The organism is Kutzneria sp. NPDC051319 (assembly GCF_040682195.1).
Taxonomy (GTDB): Bacteria; Actinomycetota; Actinomycetes; order Mycobacteriales; family Pseudonocardiaceae; genus Kutzneria.
Genome location: NZ_JBFBAM010000005.1, coordinates 61,451 through 74,681 on the forward strand (window position 1 = coordinate 61,451; position 13,231 = coordinate 74,681).

Sequence of the window (13,231 nt, forward strand, 5' to 3'; positions counted from 1 at the left end):
TCCTCGTCGGCGAGATCGTCTTGGTCTTATTTTAAGGCGTGTATTGACGCTCCCCTGTGACCCCCATAACATTCGGCCTCGTCGGGGCCGCCAACTCAGACCTGTCCTCTCCCAGCGAAGCAGGAGGGCCCTGTGACCCCTGTGCGTACCACCGCGCTCGCCGCGGCGGTCGTGACCCTGTCCGCGACCGCCATGACCTTCGGCATGGCGCCCGCGGCCAGTGCCGCGGTGTCTCCCGGCACCTACACCGTCACCAATGCGGGCAGCGGAAAGTGCGTCGACGCGCGCTCCGCCGCCACCGCCAACGACACCGCCGTCCAGCAGTACACCTGCAACGGCACCGCAGCCCAGTCGTGGACGTTCACCGCCACCGACTCCGGCTATTACCAGGTCGGCGCGTCGACCGCGGCCGCCCAGGTCTGGGACGTCGCCAACGTGTCGACCGCCGACTCGGCGGTGGTCCACCTGTGGACCTACGGCGGCGGCGCCAACCAGCAGTGGCAGCCGGTCGACGAGGGCAACGGCAACTACCACTTCATCAACCGCAACAGTGGCAAGTGCCTCGACGTGCCCGGCGCGTCCGTGAACGACAGCGTGCAGCTGCAGCAGTACACCTGCAACGGCTCGGCCGCGCAGACGTTCTCGCTCAGCGGCGGCGGCACCACGCCGCCTCCGCCGCCACCCCCGCCCGGCAGCCCGGACTTCGGCCCGAACGTGTCGGTCTTCACGCCGTCCACGCCGCAGTCGACGATCCAGAACAAGCTCAACTCGGTGTTCAACCAGCAGCAGTCGGCCCAGTTCGGCACCGGCCGCTACGCGCTGCTGTTCACGCCCGGCACCTACAACGTGGATGCCAACGTCGGCTTCTACACCGAGGTCGCCGGCCTGGGCCTGACCCCCGGCCAGGTCACCATCAACGGCCAGGTGCACGTCGAGGCCGACTGGATGGGCGGCAACGCCACGTGCAACTTCTGGCGTGACGCCGAGGGCCTGACCATCAACCCGCCCGGCGGCACCAACACCTGGGCCGTGTCCCAGGCCGACCCGCTGCGCCGGGTGCAGGTCAACGGCAACCTGAAGCTCGACGACAACGGCTGGTCCTCGGGCGGCTTCCTGGCCGACTCCCGGGTCACCGGCCAGGTGATCTCCGGCTCGCAGCAGCAGTGGCTGTCGCGCAACGACCAGATCGGCAGCTGGAACGGCCAGAACTGGAACATGGTGTTCTCCGGCGTGCAGGGCGCGCCCGGCAACACGTTCCCGAACCCGCCGTACACCACGCTGAACACCAGCCCGGTGATCGCCGAGAAGCCGTACCTGTACGTCGACGGCAGCGGCAACTACAGCGTGTTCGTGCCGGCGTTGCGCACCAACAGCTCGGGCACCTCGTGGGCAGGAGGCAACCCGGCCGGCACCTCGCTGCCGATGAGCGGCTTCTACATCGTCAAGCAGGGCGACACCGCCTCGACGATCAACGCCGCCCTGGCGGCCGGCAAGAACCTGATCGTCACGCCGGGCATCTACCACCTCAACCAGACGCTGAACGTCACGCGTCCGGACACCGTGGTGCTGGGCCTTGGCGTCGCGACCTTCGTGCCGGACAACGGCATCACCGCCATCCAGACCGCCGACGTGAACGGCATCAAGATCGCCGGCCTGCTGATCGACGGCGGCACGGTCAACTCGCAGCAGCTGGTGCAGATCGGCCCGAACGGCGCGACCGCCGACCACGCGGCCGACCCGACCGTGCTGTCCGACGTGCACTTCCGGCTCGGCGGCGCGACCGTCGGCAAGGCCACCCGGTCGCTGGTCGTGAACAGCAACAACACGATCACCGACGACACCTGGATCTGGCGGGCCGACCACGACGACAACAACGGGACCTCGGGCTGGAACACCAACACCGGCGCCAACGGCCTCGTCGTCAACGGCAACAACGTCACCGCCTACGGCCTGTTCGCCGAGCACTACCAGCAGTACCAGGTGATCTGGAACGGCAACGGCGGCAAGACGATCTTCTACCAGAGCGAGATGCCCTACGACGTGCCCAACCAGGGCGCGTACATGAACGGCTCGACCCAGGGCTGGGCCTCGTACAAGGTGGGGGCCAACGTCACCAGCCACGAGGCGTGGGGAATGGGCGTGTACGCCTTCTTCAACACCAACCCGAGCGTGGTCAACTACCACTCGTTCGAGGCGCCGCAGAACGGCAACGTCAAGTTCCACAACATCCTTGACCTGTCGTTGGGCAACAAGGGGTCCATCACCCACGTCATCAACGACACCGGTGCGCAGACCCCGACCAACACCAGCCCGGTGAACATCGTCAGCTACCCGTGATGATCGCGGTTCGCTGAACCGGAGCCAACGCAGGGAAGGACGCCTTACCCTCGTTCAACGAGGGTAAGGCGTCCTTCCCTGCGTAACGGGGTGACGTAGGGTGGATGGCGAGATGAGACGTCGCGCCAAGCCCCCGCTGCCCCAGCGCCTCGGCCTCGATCCGGTGCGCATGCGGATGCCGGCCGAGGGGCCGTGGCGGACCCTGCGTGAGCACCTGGTGTTCCGGCTGCCGCGGGTGGATCCCGAGCGCATCGACGAGATGCTGCGGGAGCGCCGGATCGTCGACCTTGACGGGCCGCTGGGCCCGGACGCGCCGTTCGTTCCGGACGGGGTGATCTGGTTCCACCGGGACCTGCCGGTGGAGACGCCGGTGCCGTTCGAGATCGGCATCGTGCACCGCGACGAGGATCTGCTCGTGGTGGACAAACCCCACTTCCTGGCCACGATCCCCCGTGGACAGCACATCGCCGAGACGGCGCTGGTGCGGCTGCGGCGGGAGCTGGATCTGCCGGATCTGGTGCCGGCACACCGTTTGGACCGGGTCACGGCCGGCCTGGTGATGTTCGTGATCACACCTCAGGTTCGCGGCCGGTACCAGACGTTGTTCCGGGATCGGTTGGTGCACAAGGAATACGAGGCGATCGCCGGCTACGACCCCGATGTGGTCCTGCCGACGACCGTCCACAGCCGGATTGTCAAGGAGAAGGGCGTTATCGTCGCCCAGGAGGTGCCCGGCGAGTCCAATGCGGAGACCGTTGTGGACCTTGTCGAACATCGTGGCGGCCTCGGTCGGTACCGGCTTTCCCCGCGCACCGGCCGCACTCACCAGCTCCGCCTGCACATGGCCGGGCTCGGTGTTCCGATCCTGAACGACGACTTCTACCCGGTGCTCACCGAGAAGCCGTTGGACGACTTCACGAATCCGCTCCAGCTGCTGGCCAAGACGTTGGAGTTCCGGGATCCGCTGTCCGGAGAGCACCGTCGCTTCGAGAGCCGGCTGCGCCTGTCGGCCTGGTCCTGACCGTCGATTCGATTGCCCATTCAACGATACCGGCGCGTGTCGGTATTCGGCGGCCTGCATAACGCGCGTCCGGTATTCGGGCCTTTCGGGACGCCGGCGTTCCGTGTGGTCGGGACTCGGTGGGAGCGTGGCGGCGCCCTCCTCGCCCCGGGTGTGCCAGGGACGGACCGATGGCCACCCGCCGCCGCGGCAGGCCCGATGCCGCCCGCACCGCGGGCCGCATCCCGGCCACCTGGGTGGTCGCCGCTGGTCGCCCGCCTGTCCCGGTGGCGCTCGGTGATCATCGCAGGTCCCGTGCGTCACCGCCGAAGCGGTGATGTGGCGTTATCGTCACTCGTTTCACTCGGTCTTGTCGTCCGGGTAATGTCTTCCGATGTCCGATACGCCACAGCCGGGAGAGAGGGGCCGCGTTGGCGACGGCTTCGACGAGTTCGACGCGAGACCTGTGCACGCACCTATCGAAAATAGGTTCGCACCGGTCGCCCGTTCCGGGCTGACAACGTTGTCATTTCATTGGGCGACAGCGCTGCGTCATCGCGGTTGAATGCTGAATCACCGGGTGGGCGGTATGGGGCCGTCGGCGTCGTCATATAGCGTCTGAGCGCACGTGTGACCGACCACTGTAGACGGTCTGCCGTGGTCGGTGCTGGTCGCCGGTCTACTTCGTCACGAGGCCACCGTGGTTCGCACGGGAGGCTTGTTTTTGCGCGTCGTTTGACATCGAAGTGGGGCTCGAGCAGGAGGTGCCGGTGGGCGCGACCCGTCAGCCGCGGCATGAGTTCATTCCGGTGGCCGTCGTCGGACTCGGGTGCAGGTTCGCTCCCGATCTGCACTCGGTCGCGGATTTCTGGTCGTTCGTCATGGGTGGCGGCAATGCCGTCTCCGCGATGCCGGAGAAACGGCTCCAGCCGTATGTCGAGGGCAACCCGCAATTGGCGGCCGCCTTACGCAAGGCATCGACGCGCGCCGCCTACCTCAACGACCTGGACGGATTCGACGCCAATTTCTTCGGCATTTCCCCGCGTGAGGCCGAGGTGACCGATCCGCAGCAGCGGCTGTTTCTGGAAGTGGTGTGGGAGGCCCTCGAACACGCCGGTATCGACCCCCTTTCGCTCGGCGGAACCAACACCGGTGTCTATGCCGGCGTGACGTTCGCCGAATACGGCCGGCGCACGCTGGAGGACATGACCGACGTCGAGCCGTGGGCCGGCATGGGCAGCACCTACTACGCGGTGGCCAACCGCGTGTCGTACTTCCTCAACCTGTTCGGCGAGAGCCTCGCGGTCGACACGGCCTGCGCCTCTTCGCTGACGGCCGTGGATCTCGCCTGTGAGCGGCTGGCCGCCGGCCGCATCTCGGCGGCGATCGTGGGCGGCGTCAGCGTGCTGCCGACCCCGCACGGCTTCGTCGCACTGGACGAGATGGGCGCGACCTCCCCGGACGGGCGCTCCAAGTCGTTCTCGGCCGACGCCAACGGCTACGGGCGCGGCGAGGGCGCGGGCGCGGTGGTGCTCAAGCGCCTCGACGACGCCCTCGCGGCCGGCGACCGGGTGCTCGCGGTGATCAGGGCCAGCGTCTCCCGGCACGAGGGCCGCACCCAGGCGATCATGGTCCCGAGCACCGACCGCCAGTCGGCCATGCTGTCCGACGCCTACGAGCTCGCCGGCATCCTGCCCGAGGCCGTCGACTACGTGGAGGCCCACGGCACCGGCACGCCGGTCGGCGACCCGATCGAGGCCGCCGCGCTGGCCGATGTGGTCGGGCGTGGACGGCCGGCGGGGCAGCCGTGCCTGATCGGCTCCGTGAAGCCGAACATCGGGCACCTGGAGGCGGCCTCCGGCATCGCCGGCCTGATCAAGACCGTGCTGGCCGTGCACCACGGCGAGATCCCGCCCAGCGTCGGCGTCACCACGCCCAACCCGGAGATTCCCTGGGAGGACAACGGACTCCGGCTGGTCACCGAGCCGACCCCGTGGCCGCACAACGGCCTGCGCCGGGCCGGCGTGTCCTGCTACGGCTACGGCGGCGCCATCTCGCACATCGTCGTCGAGCAGGCCCCGGAGATCGCGGTTCCGGTCGGGAACGGCGTCTTCGAGACCGCGCTGCCGTTGTCGGCTCGCACCGAGGCGGCCTTGCGGTCCAACGCGGCGAACCTGGCCGACTGGCTGGAGTCCAACCCCGACAAGGACTTCTCCGCCGTCGCCGCCACGCTGGCCCGGCGGCGAGCCCACCTGTCCAGCCGCGCCGCCGTCGTGGGCGGCCGTGACACCATCCTTTCCGGACTGCGGGCCCTGGCCGCCGGGGACCCCGCGCCGGGCCTGGTTTCGGCCGAGACCATGGAAAATCCCGCGCCGGTGTGGGTGTTCTCCGGCTACGGCGGGCATTGGGTCGGTATGGGCCGAGAACTTGCCGCCGCCGAACCGGTTTTCGCCGCCGTGATCGACGAGCTGGACCCGATCTTCTTCGAGGAGCTGGGCGTCGGGGCGCACGCCCTGCTCGTCAGCGACGATCAGGAGCACGTCGACCACATGCAGGCGGCGACGTTCGCCATGCAGGTCGCCCTGGCCGCGCTGTGGCGTTCCTACGGCGTCGTCCCGGCCGCGGTCCTCGGCCAGTCCCTCGGTGAGTACGCCGCCGCCGTCGTATCGGGAGCGCTCACACTCTCCGACGCGGCTCGCAGCGTGTGCCGGCGGGCGATGATCATGCGCCGCGTCGAGGGGCAGGGCGCGATGGCGTTGGTGTACCTGGACTTCGACACGGTCGTCACGCGGCTCGCCGGCCGCGGCGACCTGGCCGCGGCCATCACCTCCTCGCCGACGTCCACTGTGGTCTCCGGGGACATCGACTCGGTCGTCGCGCTGATCGCCGAGTGCGAGGCCGAGGGGACCAAGGCGTTCCGCATCAACACACCGGTCGCCTACCACAGCCACCACCTGAAGCCGTTGGGCGACGACGTGATCGCCGCGCTGTCCGACATCGAGGCCCGGCCGCAGACCCTGCCGGCCTACAACACGACGCTCGCCGACCCGCGGGCCGAGGCGTCGAGGGACGCCCGGTTCTGGGCGGTCAACATGTACGAGATGTGCCGGTTCACCGCGGCCGTGGAGGCGGCGATCGAGGACGGGCACCGGCTGTTCCTCGAAGTGTCCCCGCACCCGCTGGTCGTGCACTCCGTCGGCGAGATGCTGGCCGGCGAGGGCGCCATCATCGGCACGTTGCGGCGCAACGAACCTGAGCCGAAGCAGTTCCTGACCGCCCTGGCGGCGCTGCACTGCCGGGGCGTGTCCGTCGACTGGAGCCGGGTGCACCCCGACCTGGCCCTGGTCGACCTGCCGACGATCGCCTGGCAGCACCGGCCGTACTGGCACAGCGGCAAGGCCCGCACGGCCGACGCCGGCCACGACCCCGACAGCCACACCCTGTTGGGCGCCATGGTCACCATCGGCGGCGGCAGCCCGACGCGGATGTGGCAGACCACCTTGGACGAAGACAGCCGGCCGTACCCGGGTGAGCATCCCGTGCACGGTGTGGAGATCGTGCCGGCGGCGGTGCTGCTCAACAGCTTCCTGGCCACCGGCGAGCTCACCGGCCTCACGGACGTGAACCTGCGGGTTCCGCTGGCGGTGGAGCCGAGCCGGGACGTGCAGGTGATCCGGCAGGGCGGCGTGCTGACCCTGGCCAGCCGCCCGCACGGTGAGGACGACGACAGCTGGCTGACCCACACCACGGCCGTCGCCTCGCACAACCCGCTGGAGGGTAACGACTTCCCGGACTTCGGGGCGTCGCGGGCGCGGTGCGCGACCGTGATGGACGGCACGGCCGTGCCGGAGCTGATGGCGGAGATGGGCGCCGACGGCCTCGGTTTCGACTGGCAGGCCACGGAACTGCGCAGCGGCGACGGCGAGATGTTCGCCCGCATGACCATGGGCGACGGGCCGCTGTCGTGGGCCCACGCCCTCGACGCGGCGGTCACGCTGACGCCGTTGGTGCTGCCGGACCGTGCCGTGCAACGAATGCCGGCGCACATCGAGCTGCTGTCGGTGGCCGATGCCTTGCCGCCCAACGAGATCCAGGTGTCGGCGCGGACCAACCCGGATTCACCGCTCGACTCCGTCGACGTCTGGGTGGCGGACGCCGACGGCACGCCGGTGGCAGTCGTGCACGGAGTTCGCTTCGGGCTGCTGGATTCCGTTGACGGCGGCGTGACGGACCCTCGGCGGTTGGTGCACGAGCTCGCCTGGCGTCCGCTGCCCGATCCGGAGCCGACGCACCGCATGGCCGACCCTCGCCTGGCCGTGATCATCAGTGACGACAACGAGTTCGTCCGCGAGATCTCGTCCCAGTTCGTCGTCGGCGGCCTGCGCTGCGTGCACGTGCGGGAACCCGAGGAGCTGGCCGACCTTCGCGGCGACTTCGACGTGCAGAGCGTCGTGTTGTTCGCGCCGGCGCTCCCGGGCGACTCGTTGGCTGATGCGGTCGCCACCACTGCGTGGCGCTACACGCGAACCGTCCAGCGGCTCAACGGTTTGGGTGCGGCGGTCGAGCCTCGGCTGTGGTGCCTGACCCGAGGCGTGCGCGACGCCGTTGAGGCCTCGGCGGTCGCGCATGCGCCGTTGTGGGGCGCCGGCCGCGTCACCGCCAACGAGCACCCCGAGTTCTGGGGCGGCACCATCGATCTGACCAACGGCATCGAGGGCCTGCTGGGGCTGCTGCGCGCTGCCCCGCGCGACGACATCCTGTCGCTCGACGCCGGTGAGGTCGAGGTCGCTCGCTTGGCCGCGGTTGACCGGGCGCCCGACCGAACCCCCGTCGAACTCCGGGCCGACGCCACGTATCTCGTCACCGGCGGGCTCGGCGATCTCGGCCTGGAGGTCGCCGCCTGGCTGGTCGGCCGCGGCGCCCGCCGGCTGGTGCTGGCCGGCCGCACCCCGCTGCCGCCCCGCCGGGACTGGCCCCACGTCACCGATCCGATCGTCCGACGGCGACTGGACGCCATCGGCGCGCTGGAATCCCTCGGCGTGACAGTCCATCCCGTGGCGCTGGACATCGCCGACGCAGCCAAGACGGCCAAGGTGCTCGATTCTCTGGAGCTGCCGCCGATCCGCGGTGTCGTGCACGCCGCCGGCGTCCTGCACGACCAGCTGATCTCCCAGGTCGACCGCAACAGCCTGAGCAAGGTGTTGCGGCCCAAGGTCTCCGGCGCGCTCGTGCTGCACGAGCTGTTCCCGCCCGGCTCCCTGGACTTCCTGGTGCTGTTCTCCTCGTGCGGGCAGGTCTTCCAGGTGCCCGGGCAGATCAGCTACGCCTCGGCCAACAGCGTGCTCGACGTGCTGGCCGCCCACCGTGGCGACAACACCCAGAGCCTGGCCTGGACCGCCTGGCGCGGTCGGGGCATGGCCGCCGACGCCGTCGAGGCCCTCGCCGCCGTCATGGCCGCCCAGGGCACCACCGATCTGTCCACTGTGGACGCTTTCCGGTGCTGGGAATGGGCCGAACGGTTCAGTTCCCCCTATTTGGCGGTCCTACCCTTGACCGCCATGGCCGCAGGGGAGCGACGGCTGCCGGTCTTCGGCGACCTGGCCGCCGACGAGCCCTCGGCCGAGCCGGCCGAGCAGATGGACGAGCTCACCCTCGACCGCCTGTCCGACCTGGTCCTGACGGTCGTCGCCAACGAGCTGCGCCTGCCCGTCGCCGAGATGGACGCCCGCCGCCCGCTCACCGAGATGGGCATCGACTCGGTCATGAGCATCACCATCCGCGGCAAGCTCCAGAAGAAGCTGCCCGTCAACCTGCCGGCCACGCTGCTGTGGACCTACCCGTCGGTGGCGCGGATAGCGGAGTTCGTGGCGGGGCTGTTGGGCGTCGGGCAGCTGCATCCCGATCCGGTGTAGCAAGGGCGGAGTTGGTTGCACACAGCGGTGTGAGGGCGGACTTGGTGGCGGCCCGCCCCCTGCACCACATCCCCCGACTACGCGGGCGCGCCCTCGGGGATCTTGGTCATGGCGTGCTCGATCAGCTTGATCAGGGCCAGCTTGCTGGAGTCGCGCTGCCGGGCGTCGGCGTTGACGATCGGCACGCCCTCCTTGATGGCCAGGGCGGAGCGGATCTCCTCGGGCTCGTAGTGGTGGGAGCCGTCGAAGTTGTTCACGGCCACGATGAAGGGCACCTCGCGGCGTTCGAAGAAGTCGATGGCGGCGAAGCTGGTGTCCAGGCGGCGGGTGTCGATCAGCACGATGGCCCCGATGGCGCCGCGGGCCAGCTCGTCCCACATGAACCAGAAGCGGTCCTGGCCGGGCGTGCCGAACAGGTAGAGCACCAGCCGGGGGCTGATGGTGATGCGGCCGAAGTCCAGGGCCACGGTGGTGGTGGTCTTGCCCTCGATGCCGGCGAGGTCGTCCACCCCGGTGCTGGCCTCGGTCAGCAGCTCCTCGGTGCTCAGCGGCGGGATCTCGCTGACCGACGCCACCAGGGTGGTCTTGCCGACGCCGAAGCCACCGGCCACCAGGATCTTCACCGACTCGGGGACCACAGTCGATGACTGGTTAGAGTGCACGGACACCATCGAGAACCGCCTGAAGTAGTTCCCGGCCCGGCGCGCGCAGCGCCTGGGCGGGAGGACGGACAACAACGTCACCCCGGTCGATCAGGTCGCTGATCAGCACCTTGACCACAACCAGGGGGACGTTGACGTAGTGGGCGATCTCGGCCACCGACAGTGCCCGGTGGCACATCTCCAGGATCGCGTGCTGCTCGGGGCCGATGCCCACCCGCTCGACGGTGGACGGCACGGTCACCACCTGCGTGGCCACGTCCAGCCACGATGCTCCCGGCCGCGTCCGGCCGCCCGTCATCGCGTACGGGCGGACCAGCGGGCCCGCTGCCTCGTCGAACCACTCGGCGTCGTTGTCGGCCATCGCTACGCCCTCTGCCCACTCTCAGCCGTCGCCGCCTCCGGATTGCGCGGCGCCGAGCTGAGGTACACGCCGACCTGCTTGACCAGCAGGTTCATCTCGTACGCGATCAGCCCGACATCGGCGCTCTCCACCGCGAGCACGGCGAGGCACGCGCCCCGGCCGGCCGCGGTCACGAAGAGGAAGGCGTGCTCCATCTCGACGATGGTCTGGCGGACCTGGCCGCCCCCGAAGTGCCGGCCGGCGCCTCTGGCCAGACTCTGGAAGGCCGAGGCCATCGCGGACAGCTGGTCGGAGTCGTCCCTGGACAGCCCGTCGGACTTGCCGATGAGCAGGCCGTCGGCCGAGAGCACGACGGCGTGCCTGGCGTCCACCACCCGCTCGACCAGGTTGTCCAGCAGCCAGTTCAGATCCGTTTCCGAATGCGCCTTGTCGTTCATCAGGTCCTGACTTCCCTGTTCCTACGCTCGAGAGTCCGGGTACTCGCCCGCTTGACGGCCTTTCAGCGAACCCGCCTGGTACGCCGACATGGTGTGCCGGATCTCCTCCGGCGACCGGATGTCGTCGTCCATCTCCAGCTCGGGCTCGTCGTCGAGATCGCCGCGCAGCTGCGGCGCCAGGCTGTTCTGGGGCTGCCGCTGGGGCAGCGTCGGTCGGATCGTGGGCACGACGGGCGGCGGGGCCTCGTCCACGTCCTCCGCTTCGGGCCAGCGGGTCACGCCGGTCGGGACCGGCAGCGAGTAGGAGTCGCCGCTGGGCGTGAGTCGCTCGGCGATGTCGGCGCCGGGCGGGATGGGGTCCAGTGCACCGTGAAGACTCTCGGTGGTCTGAACCTTGTCCGCAAGACGCGAACGGCTCAGTGCCCAGAACTCGTCGAGCTCCGAGCTGTCCGACTCGACGGCGGCCACCCCGGACTCGGCGGCGGCCACCTGCTGCTGGTGGGTGAGCTGCACCGTCTCCGGGCCGCGGTCGACAGGTCCGCCGCTGGCCAGCACGGACGACGGCAGCAGCACGATGGCCCGGGTGCCGCCGTAGGGCGAGACCCGGAACTCCACGTTGATCTCCAGCCGGTTGGCCAGCCGCGCGATCACGAACAGGCCGAGGCGGGAGTCGCTCTTGAGCGCCATGGCGTCGAACTCGGGGGACTCGGCCATCATCCGGTTGGCCCGGTCCCGGTCCTCCTCGCTCATGCCCAGGCCCTGGTCCTCGACCTCGACCACGGCGCCGCGGGCCACCAGGGTGCTGCTGACCAGCACCTGGGAGCGGGGCGGGGAGAACGAGGTGGCGTTGTCGACCAGCTCGGCGATCAGGTGGATGGTGTCGGCGACGGCCGAGCCGACGACCGAGACGTCCGGGCCGCGCTCGACCTGGACCCGGTGGTACAGCTCGGTCTCCGACACGGCGGCCCGCAGCACGTCGACCAGCTTGACCGGCTTGCGCCAGCGCCGGCCGGGCAGCTCGCCGCCCAGGATGATCAGGTTCTCCGCGTTGCGCCGGGCCCGGGTGGCCAGGTGGTCGAGCTGGAAGAGCCGCTCCAGCTGCTGCGGGTTCTCCTCGCCACGTTCCATGGTGTCCAGGATCTTCAGCTGGCGGTGGACCAGCCCTTGGTTGCGGTGGGCGATGCTGAGGAACACGTTGTGCACACCGTCGCGGGCCTGCGCCTCGGTGACGGCCGCGGTGACGGCGGTGTACTGGGCGGCGTTGAACGCGTCGGCCACCTGGCCGATCTCGTCCCGGCCGTAGTCCAGGTCGGGCAGCTCGGCCCGCACGTTCACGGTCTGGCCCTCGCGCAGCCGCCGCACGATGTCGGGCAGCCGGTGCTGGGCCAGCTGCAGCGCCTCCTCCCGCAGCCGGGCCAGGCGGGTGACCAGGGTCCGGTCGACCAGGGTCCGGGACACCCGGACCGCGGCCACGATGGCGCCGATGGCCGCGATCAGGGCGACGATGGAGCCGATGACCACCAGCGTCAACTGCTGGTTGGCGTCGTCGATGGCCTGGGTGGAGACCTCGTTGGCGTTGGAGATGGTCAGCTCGGTGAGCTGGTCCAGGACCTGGGTGGACAGCGTGTTCCAGCTGGTCTCGCCGATCGGCACGCCGGTCGCGCCCTTTGTCCACACGCCGTGCTCGATCAGGGCGTTCTCGGCCGCCACCAGCTGCTTGTAGGCGTCGCCGTCGAACAGCGCCTGGAACTTGCCGCGGATGTCGGGCCGCAGGAACGGCACCGACTTGTCCAGCTCGGAGTGGTAGGTGCCGACCAGGTTGGTGAAGGCCCGGAAGTCCTCGGGGGTCAGCGAGTTCGTCGCGAAGCCGGCCGCGACCAGGGCCGCGCCGCGGGACATCTGGTCGGTGGCCCGGAAGACCTCGGTGGTGGTCGCGCCGTCCAGCGCGACGGTCACCACCGGAAGAATGCGGCCCTGGGTGTCGAACAGGCTCGACGCGTTGTCCAGGAGCGTGTTGTAAAAGGTATAGACCTCAGCCTTGTCGATACTCTTCGTGTCGATCTGTGCACGGATCTTGGGTAGCTGGTCGATGCTCGCGTAGAGCTTCTGCGCGCTCTGCACGACCTCGACCGGCGCGCTCGCGAGCACGGCCTCGGATGCCGTCCGCATCGCCGCGAAGGACTGGTCGGTCTGCTGCTGTTGGTTGTGCAGCTCGGCCGTGCCGGTGGCCGGTTTGCCCAGATAGGCCATGCCGAGCTGGCGCTCTTTCTCGGCCGAGACCAGGCCCGTCACGGCGGGAATGGAGATGTCGCGCACGCTGGAGACGACGGCTTTCACGTAGAATGCGTCGAACACCAGGTAGGCCGCGCCGGCCGTCCATAGCACGATCAGCGTGATGCTGGGGATCAATACCGCGCCGACAAGTCGTGACCGGATCGACTTGTCGTCTTTGCTGGAAACACTCTTGTTCTTCACGGCGCTCCATGACCGACCCCGTGGACGTGCAGGTGGTCTCTGTCGGC

At 69.4% G+C, this 13,231-nt stretch carries 7 protein-coding genes; 3 read left to right on the forward strand and 4 right to left on the reverse strand.

The window, feature by feature from the left end; genetic code table 11:
- Window positions 1–192: 192 nt before the first annotated feature.
- The 3 genes from AB0M73_RS06390 to AB0M73_RS06400 all read left to right on the forward strand — a co-directional run bounded on the left by AB0M73_RS06390 (window position 193) and on the right by AB0M73_RS06400 (window position 9,249).
- Window positions 193–2,337: an RICIN domain-containing protein gene (locus AB0M73_RS06390; RefSeq protein ID WP_363888025.1), complete on the forward strand. Its 2,145-nt coding sequence runs from the start codon at window positions 193–195 to the stop codon at window positions 2,335–2,337.
- A 112-nt stretch (window positions 2,338–2,449) separates the two neighbouring features.
- Window positions 2,450–3,358: an RluA family pseudouridine synthase gene (locus AB0M73_RS06395; protein WP_363887610.1), complete on the forward strand. Its 909-nt coding sequence runs from the start codon at window positions 2,450–2,452 to the stop codon at window positions 3,356–3,358.
- A 749-nt stretch (window positions 3,359–4,107) separates the two neighbouring features.
- Complete coding sequence (locus AB0M73_RS06400; RefSeq protein WP_363887613.1) at window positions 4,108–9,249, forward strand: type I polyketide synthase; 5,142 nt, start codon at window positions 4,108–4,110, stop codon at window positions 9,247–9,249.
- A gap of 77 nt (window positions 9,250–9,326) precedes the next feature.
- On the opposite strand, the gene AB0M73_RS06405 is transcribed toward AB0M73_RS06400, so the two are convergent.
- From AB0M73_RS06405 to AB0M73_RS06420, 4 genes are read right to left on the reverse strand one after another with little or no spacing between them, the layout of a single operon-like run.
- The gene (locus AB0M73_RS06405; protein ID WP_363887615.1) at window positions 9,327–9,920 is read right to left on the reverse strand and encodes an ATP/GTP-binding protein; all 594 of its coding nucleotides are present in this window, start codon (window positions 9,918–9,920) and stop codon (window positions 9,327–9,329) included.
- A complete protein-coding gene (locus AB0M73_RS06410) occupies window positions 9,901–10,272 on the reverse strand; it encodes a DUF742 domain-containing protein (protein ID WP_043717401.1) in 372 nt (123 codons plus the stop codon). Before AB0M73_RS06410 ends, AB0M73_RS06405 begins: the two co-directional genes overlap by 20 nt.
- A gap of 2 nt (window positions 10,273–10,274) precedes the next feature.
- Entirely contained in the window at window positions 10,275–10,709 is a 435-nt protein-coding gene (locus AB0M73_RS06415) for a roadblock/LC7 domain-containing protein (protein WP_363887618.1), read from the reverse strand.
- A gap of 21 nt (window positions 10,710–10,730) precedes the next feature.
- Window positions 10,731–13,184, reverse strand: a complete 2,454-nt coding sequence (locus AB0M73_RS06420) for a nitrate- and nitrite sensing domain-containing protein (protein ID WP_363887621.1) — start codon at window positions 13,182–13,184, stop codon at window positions 10,731–10,733.
- Window positions 13,185–13,231 lie beyond the last annotated feature (47 nt).

What these genes read in the sequence shown, in the direction of transcription:
- AB0M73_RS06390 (WP_363888025.1), top strand. Translation starts at nt 193, where the DNA reads ATGACCTTCGGCATGGCGCCCGCGGCCAGTGCCGCGGTGTCTCCCGGC.
- AB0M73_RS06395 (WP_363887610.1), top strand. Translation starts at nt 2,450, where the DNA reads ATGAGACGTCGCGCCAAGCCCCCGCTGCCCCAGCGCCTCGGCCTCGAT.
- AB0M73_RS06405 (WP_363887615.1), bottom strand. Translation starts at nt 9,920, where the DNA reads ATGGTGTCCGTGCACTCTAACCAGTCATCGACTGTGGTCCCCGAGTCG.
- AB0M73_RS06410 (WP_043717401.1), bottom strand. Translation starts at nt 10,272, where the DNA reads ATGGCCGACAACGACGCCGAGTGGTTCGACGAGGCAGCGGGCCCGCTG.
- AB0M73_RS06415 (WP_363887618.1), bottom strand. Translation starts at nt 10,709, where the DNA reads ATGAACGACAAGGCGCATTCGGAAACGGATCTGAACTGGCTGCTGGAC.